The organism is Acetobacter sp. ESL1128, from assembly GCF_058505085.1.
In genome coordinates this window covers 303,617-319,943 of sequence record NZ_CP196369.1, presented here as the reverse complement: position 1 = coordinate 319,943, position 16,327 = coordinate 303,617, and the positions used below count along the sequence as shown (strand labels likewise).

The 16,327-nt window shown below is 58.0% G+C and carries 14 protein-coding genes; 9 read left to right on the top strand and 5 right to left on the bottom strand.

Annotation, left to right across the window (positions count from 1 at the left end; genetic code table 11):
* The first annotated feature begins 100 nt into the window (after positions 1-100).
* The 8 genes from ACSYTG_RS01510 to ACSYTG_RS01475 all read left to right on the top strand — a co-directional run bounded on the left by ACSYTG_RS01510 (position 101) and on the right by ACSYTG_RS01475 (position 9,512).
* Positions 101-2,230: a glycosyltransferase gene (locus ACSYTG_RS01510; RefSeq protein ID WP_489783626.1), complete on the top strand. Its 2,130-nt coding sequence runs from the start codon at positions 101-103 to the stop codon at positions 2,228-2,230.
* A gap of 71 nt (positions 2,231-2,301) precedes the next feature.
* Positions 2,302-2,574 carry a hypothetical protein gene (locus tag ACSYTG_RS01505; protein ID WP_086647015.1) on the top strand — a complete coding sequence of 91 codons (273 nt, stop codon included), beginning with the start codon at positions 2,302-2,304 and terminating at the stop codon, positions 2,572-2,574.
* Positions 2,575-2,700: 126 nt separating this feature from the next.
* Positions 2,701-3,720: a UDP-glucose 4-epimerase GalE gene (gene galE / locus ACSYTG_RS01500; RefSeq protein ID WP_489783624.1), complete on the top strand. Its 1,020-nt coding sequence runs from the start codon at positions 2,701-2,703 to the stop codon at positions 3,718-3,720.
* Between the two features lie 65 nt (positions 3,721-3,785).
* The gene (locus ACSYTG_RS01495; RefSeq protein ID WP_489783622.1) at positions 3,786-5,453 is read left to right on the top strand and encodes a DUF4422 domain-containing protein; all 1,668 of its coding nucleotides are present in this window, start codon (positions 3,786-3,788) and stop codon (positions 5,451-5,453) included.
* A 156-nt stretch (positions 5,454-5,609) separates the two neighbouring features.
* On the top strand, positions 5,610-6,122 hold the full coding sequence (locus ACSYTG_RS01490; protein ID WP_086647012.1) for a flagellar basal body-associated FliL family protein: 513 nt from the start codon (positions 5,610-5,612) through the stop codon (positions 6,120-6,122).
* 63 nt (positions 6,123-6,185) lie between these two features.
* Positions 6,186-7,577, top strand: coding sequence for a flagellar motor switch protein FliM (gene fliM / locus ACSYTG_RS01485; protein WP_244896449.1), 1,392 nt, complete (start codon positions 6,186-6,188; stop codon positions 7,575-7,577).
* Positions 7,574-8,239 carry a DUF6468 domain-containing protein gene (locus ACSYTG_RS01480; RefSeq protein ID WP_086647011.1) on the top strand — a complete coding sequence of 222 codons (666 nt, stop codon included), beginning with the start codon at positions 7,574-7,576 and terminating at the stop codon, positions 8,237-8,239. Before fliM ends, ACSYTG_RS01480 begins: the two co-directional genes overlap by 4 nt.
* 298 nt (positions 8,240-8,537) lie before the next feature.
* Entirely contained in the window at positions 8,538-9,512 is a 975-nt protein-coding gene (locus tag ACSYTG_RS01475; RefSeq protein ID WP_086647010.1) for a flagellin N-terminal helical domain-containing protein, read from the top strand.
* Positions 9,513-9,827: 315 nt separating this feature from the next.
* Here the strand turns inward: ACSYTG_RS01475 and ACSYTG_RS01470 are convergent, their stop codons facing one another.
* From ACSYTG_RS01470 to ACSYTG_RS01460, 3 genes are all read right to left on the bottom strand, one after another.
* Positions 9,828-11,021, bottom strand: coding sequence for an ATP-grasp domain-containing protein (locus ACSYTG_RS01470; RefSeq protein ID WP_489783619.1), 1,194 nt, complete (start codon positions 11,019-11,021; stop codon positions 9,828-9,830).
* A 108-nt stretch (positions 11,022-11,129) separates the two neighbouring features.
* A complete protein-coding gene (gene flgC, locus ACSYTG_RS01465; protein WP_086647008.1) occupies positions 11,130-11,537 on the bottom strand; it encodes a flagellar basal body rod protein FlgC in 408 nt (135 codons plus the stop codon).
* 15 nt (positions 11,538-11,552) lie between these two features.
* Positions 11,553-11,969, bottom strand: a complete 417-nt coding sequence (locus ACSYTG_RS01460) for a flagellar basal body rod protein FlgB (RefSeq protein ID WP_086647007.1) — start codon at positions 11,967-11,969, stop codon at positions 11,553-11,555.
* Positions 11,970-12,191: 222 nt separating this feature from the next.
* On the opposite strand from ACSYTG_RS01460, the gene ACSYTG_RS01455 reads away from it, so the two are divergent.
* Positions 12,192-12,995 (top strand): A24 family peptidase, encoded by an 804-nt coding sequence (locus ACSYTG_RS01455; RefSeq protein WP_489783616.1) that lies wholly within the window; start codon positions 12,192-12,194, stop codon positions 12,993-12,995.
* Positions 12,996-13,061: 66 nt separating this feature from the next.
* On the opposite strand, the gene ACSYTG_RS01450 is transcribed toward ACSYTG_RS01455, so the two are convergent.
* Entirely contained in the window at positions 13,062-15,698 is a 2,637-nt protein-coding gene (locus tag ACSYTG_RS01450) for a tetratricopeptide repeat protein (protein WP_179290154.1), read from the bottom strand.
* Positions 15,699-15,981: 283 nt separating this feature from the next.
* The gene (locus ACSYTG_RS01445) at positions 15,982-16,230 is read right to left on the bottom strand and encodes a hypothetical protein (protein WP_086647003.1); all 249 of its coding nucleotides are present in this window, start codon (positions 16,228-16,230) and stop codon (positions 15,982-15,984) included.
* Positions 16,231-16,327: the final 97 nt, after the last annotated feature.

The following is a 16,327-nucleotide window of genomic DNA, read 5'->3' as shown; positions in this document are numbered from 1 at the left end:
GCGGCAATACACACATATTTCCTTGATATTTTTATATTCTGGACTTCCCGAATGTATTATAAAACCCCCATACTAAATGGGGTCATTGGGAATGGTGAGCATGATTCAGGAAAAAAATATTTCCAAACCGGATATTTCTATCGTTCTCAATATCCATAAAGAAGCCAATTTTCTCGCACGCACGCTCATTAACCTCGAAAGCTGCGTGCGTCACGCACAGCTCTCCGGCCTGAGCTGCGAGCTGATTGCCGTTTTTGATTCCAGCGACAAAGAAACCGAAACCGTTTTCCATAACAACAGCCTGCACGACCTGTACCCCGTAACATGCCTGCATGTTACGCACCGCTCGCTCGGCCTGTCGCGCAATTCGGGCATTGAAGCCGCCAGCGGCACCTGCGTGCTGCTGCATGATGCGGACGACCTGATTTCCTTCAACGCGCTGGCGGCCCTTTATGCCGATGTGATGCAGGGCGGAAAATTGGCTGTCAGGGTCTGCCAGTATCTGTTCTCGTTTGGCACACAGAACCACATTATCGAATACCCGGACAGTGACGCCACCTCCCCCTTGCCATTTGTTGGCACACACCCTTACCTGTCCTGCATCATGTTCCAGCGCAGTCTGTATGATAACGTGCAGTTTGTGGACCATTCCCTCGCCTCCGGTCTGGCGTATGAGGACTGGCACTTCAATGCCACAGCGCTGGCGCTGGGCTGCACAATCCGCCCGACCCCGGACACCATCTTTTTTTACAGGCGGCGGGCCAGCAGCCTTTCCGTTCAGGCGGCAAGCAGTTCACCGGGGCAGATTGCACCGTGCATCCTGTTTGAGCCCCCCAATTTTCTGCGTGTCAGCAAAGACAAATATCCGCTGTGGAAAACACAGGGCAAGGAGTTGCTGAAAACCTTTGGCTTCAAACGGATTGGGGCCTTGAGCGACCCGGTCTTCTGGGGTCTGCTTTGTGCCGCCAATAAAATAGAGCCGTTGATTGACCCCTATGTGCTAACAGACAACGCCTTTATTTCCTCACTGGATGCCATGAACCCCGCCATAGGCGTTGCGTATTACGAGGCGTGTGAAATTATTCAGGACAGGACATTTACAGATGTCCTGCTTCTGCCCTTCCTGTCTGTTGGTGGTGCGGAAAAGTATATTTTTGAAATCATCAAAACGCTGGAGGCCCTGAACCCCCAGACCAGAACCCTGATTATTACAGGCGAAAAACCATCCACGCTGACAGACCTGGAACGCCTGCCCAAGCATATAACCATTGTGGACATGCCCGCACTGGCCCCGAGCCTGAACGGGCATGAACGCAACCTGATTGTGCTCAAACTGATCCAGAACTGCGCGGACGGGGCGCGTATTCACATCAAGCCAAGCCCATTTGCTTATGGCTTTACGCAGATGTTCCTTAAGATTTTTAAAAACAACAAAAAAATATTCTACAGATTTTCTGATGAAAAATCAGGCTCCGACTATTTTCCCATCTACAGGAACTTCTTTACCACGGCAGTGCCCCTTCTGGATGATGTGGACTTCCTGCTCTCTGACAACAAAAACATCATTAACAACGATTTTTACTACGTTGGCACAAAGCACCAGAAGTGGAAGCTGCTTTACGCACGCCAGCCCAGCCATACATCCCCCCAGGCCATACAGGCCAGCAACAGCCAGCCCCAGACCCGCATCCTGTGGGCCAGCCGACTGGATGCGGAAAAAAAGCCGGAACTGCTGGTACCCATTTCCAAACTCCTGCACGCACTCTACCCACAGGCCCAGATTGATGTGTACGGCATTAACGTTCTGGGGCATTTTGACACGCAGGTGTTCGAGGCACTCCCCAATATCAGTTACAAAGGCCCCTTCTCCGACTTTATCAAGGTCGCGTCTCAGGGGTATGCGTGCTTCCTTTACACCAGCGGTTTTGACGGCCTCCCCAACGTGCTGCTGGAGGCCATGTCTGTAGGGCTGCCCATTGTTGCGCCCGCCGTGGGCGGGATTGATGAAGTGATTGAAAACGACATCACCGGCAAACTCATCCCCTCCACGACCCTGACAGATGAAGACCTGATAACCGCCTACGCCCATGCCCTGAATGAGCTGCTGCGCAACCCCGAGCAGCGCGTACAACTAGCCTTGAACGCCCTGAACAAGCTGGAACGCCAGCACGGGCCGGAACAATACACCAGAAATATCGAAGCCCTTTTCGGGGAAAGCCCACAGGGTTGATACCTGCAGCCCGCCCCATCCGAACTTCTTTTTAAAACCAGCAAACTTTACCAGACAGAGGCAACAGAGCCATGACAGCCAACACGCAGGACGCCAAGCAGGAACACTCCGTAGAGTTCCTTTTGTACAATGAAAAAAGACTGAAAAACAATTTTGCAGAGCTGCAGAAGCAGCACCTTCTGGCTTTGCAGAAACTGCGCGCAACCGAGCAGGCCCATGCCGCCCTGCAGGAGCAGGTTAACGCCATTCATGGCAAGATTGATGCCTTCCGCAAAGGCTATCTGGACCTGCAAAAAGAACGGGATGATCTGGCCCGCACGGTTGCTATGCTCAAAGCCCGGTAAGTCACAACCGGGCACGCGCCACAGCCTGCCTGCGCCACCACCGGCCCCCTTGCATCCAATGATTGGCTTGGGCCGCAATGCTGAGTATAATCCAGCCTTCTGGTCCTTTTATGGCGAAGTGAGCTCGTGGCACGTATTCTTCTGACTGGTGGCGCCGGATTTATTGGCTCCCATACTGCGGTGGCACTTCAGGGCCGTGGGCACGATGTTGTGCTGCTGGATAATTTTTCCAACGCCTCCCGCTCGGTCCCTGCCCGGCTCAAGGAAATTACGGGGGTGAACTACCCCGTGCATGACGTGGACATCCGCGACATAGACGCCATGCAGCGGGTTTTTGCCGCAGAACCCTATGATGCCGTCATTCATTTTGCCGCACTCAAGGCCGTGGGGGAAAGTGAAGAAAACCCCCTGCATTATTTTGATGTGAATGTTGCAGGAACATTAAAACTGCTTACCGCCATGCGGCATGCAGGCGTGGGGCGCATTGTTTTTTCGTCTTCCGCAACGGTTTATGGCGCGCCAGAACACTGCCCCATAGCAGAAAGTGCCCCCCTGCACGCCACCAACATTTACGGGCGCACTAAGCTGATCATGGAGGATATGATCAGCGACCTCGTCCGCACGGGCATGCTGTCCTCCGCATTTTTGCTGCGGTACTTCAACCCGGTAGGCGCGCATCCTTCGGGCCTGATCGGGGAGGACCCACGGGGCGTTCCCGCTAACCTGATGCCTTATCTGTGCCAGGTTGCCGCCAGACAACGCGACCATCTGACCATTTTTGGCGATGATTACCCAACGCCAGATGGCACAGGTGTGCGCGACTACCTGCACGTCATGGATCTGGCCGAAGCCCATTGCGCCGCAGTGGAAAAAGCCCTTGGCACCGAGGGCACCCACGCCGTTAATCTTGGCACCGGCACAGGGTATTCTGTGCTTGAGCTGGTTCATACGTTTGAAAACGCAACCGGGATCAACATTCCCTACCAGATTGGCCCCCGCCGCCCCGGCGATGCCCCTACCTGCTACGCAAACCCGGCTTTGGCCAGAACCATGTTCGGCTGGTGTGCCAAACGCACCCTGCTCGATATGTGCCGGGATTCCTGGCACTGGCAATCCATGAGCGCCAAGATCAGGCAGCAGGCCTGACACACACATCCGCCACCGCAGGGTGGTTTGCAAATGATCATAAAGAATTGGGCAGGATTTAAATAATGGATATTCGGATTTATGTTTATCATCATGCCGATGCGAATATAAATAAAAACCGTTATTTTGAGCCCATTCAGGGTGGCCGCTCCATTGCCGATACAAAATTTGCAGGCATGATCGGGGATGATACCGGCGACAATATTTCTGCCAGAAACAGGGACTGGGGCGAACTGACTGCCCTGTACTGGATATGGAAAAACACATGCCACGACTATGTGGGCCTGAATACTGAAAAATCCTACCTGAATTTTTCCGAGCATGGCCGCCAGCAGATTTCTCTGCTGAACAAGCAGATGGATTTTATTGATTTCTGTTCACAGAATATCGAAGAGCGCTGTTCCCAGCATAGGTTTTTGACCGCCCCCATTACCAAAATCCACCCCCCTTCCGCAGCATCCGATATTCAGACATTTTATGAAAACTACGGCTTTGAACATGACCAGCAGGACCTTGATCTGCTGCTGACACTGATCAAAAACGAGTTTGGCGCGTATTACGAAACAGCACTGATTACCGCACACATAGACACAAGATTTCATGATGAAAATATCCTCATGAAACGTGATGTGTTTGATGAATACTGCACTTTTGTTTTTTCAGTTCTGTTTGCGTTTGAAAAAGTCATCGACACTTCCGGTCGCTCTCCGTACCAGAAAAAAGTGTTCAGGTTTCTCTATGCTTTCCTCAGCAATGTTTTTTTAATGAAGCATTTCATGCATGGGAACAAAGAAGCGTTTTTTCAGGCTGGGGAAATTATTGTTCCAAAATTTGCCAAACAGTACAGCATCAATGCGGCCATCTGTAACCCGGAGCCTGCAAAAAACCCCATTGCGTATGGCAGCACCATACATATTGCCATCTCGTTTGACGACAATTACGCAGAGCACTCACTTGTCGCGCTGTACTCCCTGCTCAGCAACACCCAAAATGGCAGCCACATCCATTTTCATGTCCTGCATGACCAGAGGCTCAGTCCGGCCAACATCCACAGGACACAGCAGACATTTCCGGGTTCAAAGTTCAGTTTTTATGATGTCAGTGCAGACAGTTTTTCCAATTTTCTGCCCCATAACAGGCAGCATATCAGCCGCAATACCTATTATAGGCTGATCATGCATGAGGTGCTGCCAGCAGAGCTGAAGCGCCTGATCTATGTTGATCTGGATACGATTTTCTGTGACGACATAACGCTCTTGTGGAACATGGACCTCAAGGGAAAAATCCTTGGCGGGTGCATGGATGAAGGCGGCATAACCCATTCGCGCAAGCTATTCGGGCGCAATTACAACACCAACTACATCAATGCCGGTATTCTTGTTATTGACCTTGCCGCTGCCAGAGAAAAATACGGGAACCTCAAATTCCTTTATCTGGAATCCTTTGTAAAAAACATCAAAAGCATCACCCTGCAGGATCAGGACATCATCAATATTGCCTTCAGGGACGATATTCAGATCCTGCCCCTGCGCTGGAACGCGGGGGGGCGCCTGTATAGCCATAATGAGCAGGATGTCGCCTATACCGATCAGGAGCAGGATGATGCCGCCACCAACCCGGCGATTGTCCACTTTACGGGCGAGGCCAAACCCTGGGTTGCGTCGTGTGAGCACCCGCTCAAGGAGTTGTATTTTATCTATCAGGCCAGACTGCGGGAGCAGGCCGGGGGCTAAGGCACCCCCACCTGCGGCCAGCCCGCTTGCCAGCGCGGCCCCTGCACGCAATACACACAGCCATGCAATACGCCCCTCTCCACCATTGAGTAGGTGCGCGCCAGCAGTTAAACTGATAACAGTGTGACTAATTAACCATTCCGGAGCCCACCAGACATGAGCGAGACTGTAACCGGCGCAAGAGAAGCAGATGCTGCCGCAGCAGTTCCCAGAGCAGACGCCCCCAAGTCCAAGCGGAAACTGATGATGGCGGGCGCTGCCGGTCTTGTTCTCCTTATTGGCGGTGGGGTGTTCTGGGAAAAGGACAAAATCTTCACATCCAAGCTCAAACAGAACGTGGGCAGCAAGGCCGAGGCCGCCATGCACCCGCCGGTGCTGCTGGGTATTCCGCCCATGGTTTCCAACCTCGACACATCCGGTGGTCACCCGGTTTATGTCAAGCTGACCGCCAAGGTGGAAATCAGCGGTGTGCCTAACGAGGCCGCATTGCAGGACCGGATTGCGGAAATTCAGGACGTGTTCCAGACCTACCTGCACGAAACCCGGCCGCAGGACATTCGGGGGAACGGCATTTACAGGCTACGCGAATCCATTCTGCGCCGCCTGCGCGCACAGCTTGCCCCCCTGCAGGTGACAAACCTGTATCTTGTTGAATTCCTTGTCCAGTAAAGCTCTCCGGCTTCTGACACCCGCTCAAACCGACACCCCTCAGGAACCGTAGCGACAGACCACATGCAGGATGTAGACGACACAGCATCAGGGCCCGGGAACCACGAACCCGAAGCAGACGCCGCACCGGACGCCCCGCATACGGAGGAGGCGCACGACCCCGCACAGGAGCAGGCCACCCAGGCCAGTGCGCCTGAAAGTGGTGCCGCACCCGAGGATCACACCCCCGATGCCCCAGCCGACACAACGGCTGAGCACACGGACCCCGCGCCAGAACCCGGCACGGCAGACGCCCACGCGCAGGACGATGCCACCGCCCATGATGCGCAGGACACCCACGCGGAACAGGGTGAACAGGGCGAGCATGAAGCCACCCCTGAGGAAGACCCGTTTGGCAGCCACCTGCTGGACCAGTCGGAAATCGACAATCTGCTCGGCCACACCTTTGGCGGGTTTGAAGAGCCGGAAGAAACCGGCATGGAGCGCGTTATCAAGGCCGGGTTCGTGGCCTATGAACGCCTGCCCATGCTGGAAATTGTCTTTGACCGGCTTGTGCGCATCCTTTCCGCTACCTTGCGTAACTTCACCAATGATAACGTTGAAATAACGATCGAGGGCATTCGCTCCCTGCGTTTTGGGGACTACATGGGGGCGGTTCCCTCCTCCTCCATGTTTGCAGTGTTCAAGGCCGTACAGTGGGACAACTACGGTCTGGTCGTTGTGGACTCGGCCATGTCCTACTCCATTATCGACATTCTTATGGGTGGGCCGCGCGGCGTTGGGCATGCAGGTGTGGAAACACGCCCCCACACCGCCATTGAACGCGCGCTGATTGAAAAGCTGATCACCCTCACGCTCAACGACCTGTCCATTGCGTTCAACCCGGTCTGCAATGTGGACCTTACGTTTGAGCGGCTGGAAGTCAGTTCCCGGTTTGCCGCCATTGCCCGCGCTTCCAACGCTGTGGTGCTGGCCAAACTCCATATTGATATGGAGGACCGCACCGGCAACATGGACCTGATCATTCCCTACGCCACGCTGGAACCGGTGCGCGACCAGCTTTCGCAGCAGTTCATGGGCGAAAAATTTGGCCGCGACTCCATCTGGGAAGACCACCTGTTTTCCGAGATTCTGGAAACAGATGCCCAGGTTTCTGCCGTGTTTGATGAAAAGATCGTCCCACTCTCCGAGGTGCTGAACCTCAAGATCGGCTCGCTCATGACCTTCCCGCACAAGCAGGGCGCGCCCTTCCCCATCCGCCTGCAATGCGGGCAGACCCCACTGTTTGATGGCCGTCTGGGCAAGCTGGGCAACAAGAACGCGGTCAAGATCCAGCGCAGGCTGGTCCCGCCGGAAGAACACCACCTGCCACCGCCCCTTGGCGTGCCCCCGCAGCCACCCCACCCACCCGCAGCAAACCCCACACCGGATCAGACTGGAGGATCTCCTGAATGATGTTCACACAGATCCAGATGATCATTGAGATCACGCTCTCCGTCTTTCTGTTCCTTGGTATTATCTACAGTTTTTACCTCGGGCGGGTACTGGGCAACCTCAAGCGCGACCGGACCAGCCTGCTGGAACTGGTGGACAAGCTTGAAAACAGCGTTAACCAGGCCGAAGAAGGCGTGGACAAGCTGCGCGTGGCAGGGGAGGTCAGCGGCCGCCCCCTGAGCCGCATGATCGAACAGGCCAAGGTTACCGGCAGCGAGCTGGACGACATGGCCACCAAGGCCGATTCGGTAGCCGACCGGCTGGATTCGGTGCTGACACAGGTGCCCTCGCAGGAGCGGCGGATGGAAAGCCTGATCGAACAGGCCGAAACCGCACGGCTGGCCATAGAGGAAACTCTGGAAAAGCTGCAACAGGCCAGCCAGACAGCCCAGCAGACCGCGCAGGAACTTGTGCAGTCGGCGCTGGAGAGTGCAACGGCTGCGCAAAGTGCCATAGCCAAGGCGGTGGAGCAGCAGTCATCCACAACGCCGGACCAGCCAGCCCCCACCCAGTTTGCAGACACGCTGGACATGCCCATGCCCGCAACCCTGACCAAAGAGCGCCCTTACCTGCGCGCCCTTGGCAAGGGCCAGAGCACCCCGCCCGAACGTGAAAGTGCTTAACGTTTAAGGGCCGATATTAACGTTCCGGCAGAAAGTTCCATCCGATTCCAGCCAAAGCCTCCTCCCTTTAATGGGCGGAGGCTTTTTTTATGCCTTGTGGGGAACAGACAAAAAATGGCGGATAACTGCCACTCCTCCCGCCGCCATCTGCTTTTTGTGACCATGTTCTGGCCCGGTGGTGGATTTTTTTTACCCACCCCTCAAAAAAAAATGATCGCGTTAACCTTCTCTTAGCCGTTCGGGGGTTTATTCATCCTTGAACACGGGCACTAAGCCCACTCGAAATGGAGATCACAACGTGAGCCTTTCTATTAACACCAACACCTCTGCAATGGTTGCTCTGGAAACGCTGAACGCGACCCAGACCCAGCTGAGCGCCACCGAAAACGCAGTTTCCACCGGCAAAAAAGTTGCTAACGCTTCTGACAGCCCGGCTGCTTTCGGTATTGCTTCGCAGATGAACGGCAACATTGCCGGTCAGGGCGCAGTGAACGATGGCCTGTCCTTCGCTTCCACCGTTGTCAGCTCCACCAACAGCGCCGCCAACCAGATCCTTTCCGTTCTGGCTGAAGTTCAGGCTGCTGTGACCACGATCGGCAGCAACGAAGGTAGCTCCACCTCCCTCGCTCAGATCAACACCGAAATCACGGGTTACCTGAAGCAGATCGACACCATTGCAACCAACGCCACCACCAACGGCGTGAACCTGCTGGTCAGCTCCGCTAGCGCATCCACCACGGGTTCCTTCAACGGCATCACGGCTGCAAGCGTTGTTTACGTAACCGGTCTGCAGGGCAGCACGGCTACCATCAGCAACCTGTTCAACATCATCAACGGCGTGAGCGGCGTGACCGGCACGGGTTCCACCGCGTCCCTGTCCGAAGCTCTGGGTCTGTCCACCGGCGTTGACACCAACGGCCTGGCAACCGCCAACGGCTTCCTCACCACCGATGGCAGCCTTGCTGCTTCCTGGGGTGGCGCATCTGGCTCCTTCGACCTGACGAAAGCCATTGCAGCCGTTCAGAAAGCCATCACGGCTATGACGAACGTGACCTCTGAACTGGGTCAGAACACCAAGAACATCGCCAACATGACCACCTTCGGCCAGACGGTTTCTGACAACCTGACGACCGGCGTTGGCGCCCTGACCGATGCTGACATGTCCGCAGAAAGCGCAAAGCTGACCTCCCTGCAGACCAAGCAGTCCCTGGCAATCAAGTCCCTCTCGATCGCCAACGGCCAGTCCCAGAACATCCTGTCCCTGTTCCAGTAATCCTACTGATACAGTTGACGAAAAGTGCCCTCGGCGAAAGCCGGGGGTATTTTTTTGCCCGGACCACAACGCACTGGTCCTTGGGCTAACCCGTAAGGTACGCAGGCCAGCCTGCCCCTACGGCGCGCGGAAACACCCGCACCCTTGGCGGCCACGGGCCTTCCACTTCCCACCCAAAACATGCAATCCCCCTGCCAGAGCAGACGGTGCGCGCCCACGCGTGCATGGGGTATATTTGCTGGATTATCTGCCCAAGGCAGCAAAGTGGGCCGGACGGTAGGCCCGGTTACGGGCCACACCTCCCCAGCCAGCGCATCAGGGGGCTGCCTGCACCGCCACCGTGTTGCGCAGCATGGCATAAAATGCCGAAAAGATTTTGTGCATCTGGGGAATTTTGTAGGGGAAAACGGCCTGATCATCACAGGCATGAATGATCAGCGCGTTGGACAGTTCAAACACCAGCAGTTTGCCATCTCTGGTTTCGGCACAGTCAAAGCCAAAATAGTCCAGCTTGACCGCATCATAAATACCGTTCAGGGCCACCGCATGCCGCTGGCCAAACTCCTGATCAAAGTGGAGCATGGCGTGGGCTTCCTCCCCACGGCGGGCGGCAAACTCCTTCATTTCCCTGTAGGGGTAATGCACCATCCAGTGGGTGGAAATACCCATATGTGCCAGATAGGCTTTACCCTCCACCATCACCACGCGGTATTTGCGGTAAAGCTGGTCGTCCGATGCGTAGTTGACAAAATTGGCGACAAAAAACAGCTCTGCCCCAATATCCGCCAGATAGGCGGCAAGGTCCTGCGGCTGGTCTATCCGGCTCAGGCCAATACCGCCATGCAGCCCAAGGGGGCGCACAATAAACGGGTAAGCCAGGTTAAGGCCCAGAGATTCCAGCGTATTATGCCCGGTGCTTAACCGCTCCAGTGTGACGCGCTCGACCCGGTATGTCTGTGCCATGTGCAAGCCCGGCACAGTGTGCAGCAGGTCAAACGCCGCAGAGCGGGAGAGCTGGGGAATATACTGGGGCTTGTTCAGCACCGGCACCGGGCTGTGTGCCAGCACCTGTGCCAGTTGCTCCAATACGGGGGTATGGGTGTCCCCCTCCCCAACCGCAACAAACACGAGGTCATGCGGGGGGAGTGTCTGCGGCCATGCCAGACCGGGGCCAACATACACCACATCCATATGAACGGGTGCATTTTCCAGAATACATTCTATGGGGGTGTTGGCGGTCAGGTCTCCGGGGGTTTTAACCACCAGCAGGCGCAGGGCATCCGGCCCTGCATGAGCGAGGTTAAAAACCTGCTGCACCTTGAGTGCTTCGGTCAAGAACGCCTCGGCCTGCTCTGGCTCAAAGGTCAACTGCATGACCAGCGCCAGATCGAGCAGTGTTTGCGCCGTTGGAGCCTGTGCGGCCTTTTGGAGCAGTTCAGTCCGGTAATGCGTAATATCCTGCCCATGCAGGGACTGCCGCAGGAGCGGGGACAAACCAAAAGCGTTCATGTTTATACTCGGCTACAGCCGGGGGCAGAACCAATACAAAGTGCCACAGACCATAGAAGTGCAAAGCACTGGAATAGACAAAACACTCAAATATTCTACTGACCGACTTTATTTCATCAGATTGATGGTGCGCGTCAGCATGGAGCGGGTGATCTGCATGGTGTTCAGATTCGCTTCGTACGAATGCTGGGCGTCATGCGTGTCCATAATCTCGACCATGGTGTTCACGTTCGGCACCTTCACGTACCCTTTGGCATCTGCCGCAGGGTGGGAGGGGTCGTAGCGTGTTTCAAACGGCGTGTGGTCCTGCCCGATGGACTTGACCTTAACGCTGGATGCGCCAGTGGCCTGGTCCAGCGTTGTCTGGAAGGTAATGGTTTTGCGGCGGTATGGGTCCGCACCGGGGGTGGAGCCGGTTGTATCCTTGTTGGCAAGGTTTTCGGCCGACACGCGCAGGCGTTCGGCCTGTGTGCGCATGCCATCGGCGGAAATGCCAATTGTATTGGTAAAGTCCATCTGCTGCTTCCGTCCTTACGAACTGGTGCCCAGCGCGGTGGAGAACATGCCCATGTAACGGGTGTAAACCGTGGTGGCAAAGCGCTGCTGGTCGTTGGTATCGGCTATTTTGCCCAGCTCATCTTCCAGCCGGACCTCGTTACCATCAATGGATGTGTTGCCGCCCGTGGTTTTGCGCGCAAGGGCGGTATTGCCCGGCCCGGCCATATGCCCCGGCTCGGTCTGCACCATGGCCATGGTCATCTGGTTCTGCAACACGCCTGCAAACGGTGCCACATCCTTGGAGACGTAACCCGGTGTATTGGCGTTGGCTACGTTGCCTGCCAGAACGGACTGGCGCGACTCCAGCCACTGCAAGCGCCGCTCTGCCAATGAAAACAGGTCAGTCCCGCTATGGGTCAGCGCGGTCTGGGATGACAGTGCCTCCAGCATGAAAATGCCAGCTCCCTTGTGTTTGTGCGGTGCCGTAGGGGTAGGTTGGACCTCCTCTGCTCACGGCAGTTCAACCATAAATAGCGTTCCTTCCCCCCGATTGCCACAGATTTATTGGCCTCCCCCCTTCCAGCCCCACCCAATGCCCCATGACAGACGCCCGGCACGGCGTTATGGCATGGTCCGTACGGCACACCACGCCTTTGCCAGAGCGAGCAGAGCATGCGCACACCCAGAATGACCGATGCAACCATTCAGGCCGGGGCAACACTGGCCATGCTGGCGTGGAGCCTGCTGGCGCGCACCGCACCCGCAGCCCTTGCCGGTATGTGCATTGCCCTGCTGTTCCCTCTTTCCGTCCGGGTTTGCGCGCTTGCGCTGCGCTGGCTCCCTGTAGCAGCGGGCGTGCGCCCCCATGTGGAGGCACCGCCCCCACAACAGCAGCACGAGCTGGTAGCTGGGTGCCTCCTGGTGGCGGCCTGCTCGCTCACCCTGCTGATTTATACCCCACCCTCCATCACGCTGGCTTACGCGGTGGCCCTCCACCTTGCCAACCTGCTGGTACAGTTTGACCGGCGCGAAGGCTGGCTACCCAACGCCATACTCATGCCCATGCTGTTATGCGGCCTGCTGGCAGGGGCTGCTCTGGGTTATGCGGGCAGCGCCATTGGGGGGGCCTGTGCAGGCTGGGGGCTGGGGGGGGCTGGCCTGTTTGGCCTGTCCATTACCCGGCGGGGTAATTTTATGTCCGCGGCCGATGTGCTGTTGTTTGGCGCATGCGGGGCATGGGTAGGGCTGGGCGGGTTCTGGGCTTTTCTGCTGCTTGCAGGGGCTGGGCTCTGGGCCGTGCGCGGAGTGCGGCGCAGCACGCGCGCCCCCATGGTGCAGGCAGCAGTCTGCTCCGCCGCGCGGCCTGTGTGGCGCTACCCCACCGCCTTGCCCTGCGCCGTGGGGCTATTGATGGTGTTTTTGCTCCGCAACAGCCCCGCCCTGCCCCACTGGGTGCAGTTTCTGCTGGGCGGTTAACACGGCGGGGCAGAACACCCGTAAGCAGCAAACCCCAGCCATACAGGCCGGGGCAACACTGGCAGATCAGGGTTTGGCAGCCGCCGTAGCGGGCTTGGCAGCCGTGGCGGCACCGGGTTTTGGCCCCCCGACCTGTGTCAGCAGGCGGAAGACGCGCCCGCTCTCACCATCCATGCTCCGGTCCCCTACCAGCTGGGCGAGCCATGCCAGCGTCTGCGCATCCGACGCCTGAGACGCATCGGAGGCCAGACGCAGGGCGAGTGTCTGCTGGGCAGCACTCAGCGGGCCTTGGGGCGGGATCTCTGCCTCGGCCATTTTGCGCACATTGGCTACGGCGGCAGGCCATTCGCCACGGCTTTCATGAATACGGGCGGCCATATCCAGCGAGTCGGAAAAACTATCCCCGTTCAGCAGGCCCAGTGCGGCGGTCTGGTCGCCTTTGGCCAGCGTAATGCGGGCCTGTAGGCGGCGGCGCGAGGCCTTCATGTCATCCGGCAGGTCGGGGCTGTCCGTGCGCTGGAGCACATCGGTCGCGCTCGCAAGGTCCTTGAGTGCAATGTAGGATTCAGCCAGTCCCTGCCCCGCCAGTGCCTTGAGCTCGGGCGAATCCAGCATGGGCACGGCATCGGAGAACGCTTCCTGCGCCTCATCCGCCAGCCCAAGGCCCAGCAGCATCTTGCCGTAAGCCATCAGGATTTCGCCCTTTTTGGTGCCCGGTTGCAGGGCAGACAGGTGGGCGCGCAGCATGGCCGCACCATGCAGAATGGAATCGCGGTCCGTATCCTTGACCACTTCGGAGGCAACAGCGGCAAGGGTCTGGAACAGCATGGGCGACAGAACAGGCTCGGACACCTGCTCGGGCGTGTCCTTGACCATATCCAGCGTGGCCAGTGCTTCGGGCCATTTGCGCGCACGCATGTAGGCATCGGCCTGCAACAGCCGCACTGTGGCCTCGCGCCCGGCAAGGCGGGCATCGGGCATAAGGCCGTTAAACATTTCCGCCGCGGCAACCGGGGTCAGCTTGCCATCGGACATGTCGAGCGAGATTTTCTGCTCCAGAGCCTTTTCCGCCACCACGGGGTCCGGATCAACCGAGAGCGCATTAAACGCATCATACGCCTGCGTGCGCTTGCCCGTACGCAGGTCGCGGAAGGCAGAGGCCAGCTTGTACACGGACCCTGCGGGCAGCTTATCCAGCACGCTCAGATCCTCTGCCGTGCCGTAACGGCCAACCTGCTCGGCGGCAAAAGGCAGCAGCACGCTGCGTACACTGGTGGGATAATTATCCAGCCGGGTAAAGTCGCGCGCCAGCAGGTGGGCGGCCTCGGCTTCGTGCCCACCCTTGGAGGCAAGGTAAAGGCCGCGCCAGAGCTGCGTGGCACGCTGCTCGTTATCGGGCCATGGGCCTTCAAGCAGGAACGCGCCATCCATGTTGCCGCTCAGCAGTTCGGATGCAGCGAGCAGAAAGCTGACCTCCGGCCGCACGGCCTCTTCGGGGTCATCTTCCAACGCGACGGTCAGGATTCCGCGGGCTTCCAGAAAAGCACCAACGCCAAAGGCCGCGCGGGCTTCCTCCAGCCGGGCGGCAAAGCGCTGGGCGGGGTCGGAATCGGCTGCGGCCAGCAGGGCTTTGTGCAGGCGGGCTTCCAGCTGCTCATTGGGCAGTTTTTGCAGGCCCAGCCAGTCCAGATCAACCGTGTTGGCGTACACGGCCACCTTGCTGTCGGGGAGCGGGCTTTCACCCGATGTCAGCAACGCGCCTTCAGGCGTTGCGCGTAGCCCCACATCGGGCGAGTTGGCAGCCACAACCACGCCCTCGGTCGTGGGCCAGATGTCATACCCATCCCCATGACGGAAGGAGAGAATCCCCCCGTCATCCGTGGTGGAGGTGCCAACAAACAGCTTCTGCCCGGATGCGGGGTCCGTAATGCTGAGCACCCGGCCGGGCTTGCGCATGGGGTAGAGAATCCCCCCATCTGCCACAATCGGGTTGATCACGCGCCGGTCGCCATAAACATTACCCGGCGGGGGCTTGTCCCCCAGTATCCAGCCTTCTGCCTGCTGGGACAAAAAGAACTCGCGCGTGTCGGGCAGTTTGATCTGCAACAGGGTTGCACCCGGCAGGGTTGTAACGGTCAGGGTAGAAAAAACACCGTCCCCGTGCAGGGCGCTGGTATCCATGGGTTCAGCATTATCCACCACAATCACAAAGCTGTCGCCACTGCGGAAGGCGGCCAGCCCCATGCGCGGGGATATGGGAATAAGCACGCGGCTGGTGGATGTGGCGGGCACGTTAATGGAGCCACCACCCCCGGCAACGCTGGAGCCGGAACCACCGGGCTGCCCTGCTTTTTGCCCCGGCTTACGCCCCTTGCCTGCTGTTTGCGGCGCGGGGGCTGGCGGGGGCAGTGGCACGTCCAGCACTGTGGCTTTCCACGGTGCTGGCAGGCCTTTAAGCAGGTCGGCATCTGCTGCGGTGCCAGGGTCGGCCGGGGTGGCGGGTGTTGCAGCAGCGGCACCAGCCGTGGCGGCCGCGCCTGCTGCTGCGGCAGCGGTTGCAGCCGTTGCCGCGTTAAGCCCTTTGCCCTTTGGGGGCACCGCCTGAGTGGTGCGGGGCGCGTGGGTGCGCCGCGCCGCATCGGCCACGGTTGTCATGGCGGAGCAGGACAGAAGCAGGGCAAGGGGAAGAAGGCAGCGTCTCATGCAAACGGATCTGCTAAAATACACGTCTGGTTAATCCTGAACGATCAATGGCCCTGCCGTGGGGCGGGACTCTTCTGCACATATGGTAGCGGGTGCAGAAGAACTGTGGCTGACCGGCCCGCCTGCCAGAGCAGTAAACACGAACCCCTCAGCCATGCAGGACCAGAACGGACACTGCCGCTGCTGCGCACTCATCAATACCCTGAAGCATCATGCGTTAAATAAGGACCCTGTCCCGGCCTGTTGCCCAATGGGGCCGGGGCAGACCCGGCCCGATGCGCAATCAGGCCAGAAGGTTGATGAAGCTTGCCGAACCGGAATGCTTGTTGTGCGTATTGCCTGAAGGCACAACCTGCCCCGTGGCATCAAACTGCATGGAGGAGGAAGAGCCGTCCTGGCCGGTGGACGCAACCTTGAGCGCGCTGGAGGCAATATGCTCGGGCTGGACCGAGCGGTGAGCCGCCTGAGCCATGTTGGCCGTAGCCGTACGCATGCTGGAGGCAAGCTGGGCGGCAACCGTGGTATCTGCCATGTGTATGGAACCTCTTCAGGGCTTACAGGAAACACAAAGCCGGTATGCCGCACCGCAGCGCCGCATGCAAACCGGAAGAAAAAATCTTGCGCTCAGA

Excerpts from the sequence above, each read along its gene's own strand:
- ACSYTG_RS01450 (WP_179290154.1), bottom strand. The coding sequence starts at position 15,698 with ATGAGACGCTGCCTTCTTCCCCTTGCCCTGCTTCTGTCCTGCTCCGCC.
- ACSYTG_RS01460 (WP_086647007.1), bottom strand. The coding sequence starts at position 11,969 with ATGCTGGAGGCACTGTCATCCCAGACCGCGCTGACCCATAGCGGGACT.
- ACSYTG_RS01480 (WP_086647011.1), top strand. The coding sequence starts at position 7,574 with ATGATGTTCACACAGATCCAGATGATCATTGAGATCACGCTCTCCGTC.
- ACSYTG_RS01495 (WP_489783622.1), top strand. The coding sequence starts at position 3,786 with ATGGATATTCGGATTTATGTTTATCATCATGCCGATGCGAATATAAAT.
- ACSYTG_RS01505 (WP_086647015.1), top strand. The coding sequence starts at position 2,302 with ATGACAGCCAACACGCAGGACGCCAAGCAGGAACACTCCGTAGAGTTC.
- fliM (WP_244896449.1), top strand. The coding sequence starts at position 6,186 with ATGCAGGATGTAGACGACACAGCATCAGGGCCCGGGAACCACGAACCC.
- ACSYTG_RS01490 (WP_086647012.1), top strand. The coding sequence starts at position 5,610 with ATGAGCGAGACTGTAACCGGCGCAAGAGAAGCAGATGCTGCCGCAGCA.
- ACSYTG_RS01470 (WP_489783619.1), bottom strand. The coding sequence starts at position 11,021 with ATGAACGCTTTTGGTTTGTCCCCGCTCCTGCGGCAGTCCCTGCATGGG.
- flgC (WP_086647008.1), bottom strand. The coding sequence starts at position 11,537 with ATGGACTTTACCAATACAATTGGCATTTCCGCCGATGGCATGCGCACA.
- ACSYTG_RS01510 (WP_489783626.1), top strand. The coding sequence starts at position 101 with ATGATTCAGGAAAAAAATATTTCCAAACCGGATATTTCTATCGTTCTC.
- ACSYTG_RS01455 (WP_489783616.1), top strand. The coding sequence starts at position 12,192 with ATGCGCACACCCAGAATGACCGATGCAACCATTCAGGCCGGGGCAACA.
- ACSYTG_RS01445 (WP_086647003.1), bottom strand. The coding sequence starts at position 16,230 with ATGGCAGATACCACGGTTGCCGCCCAGCTTGCCTCCAGCATGCGTACG.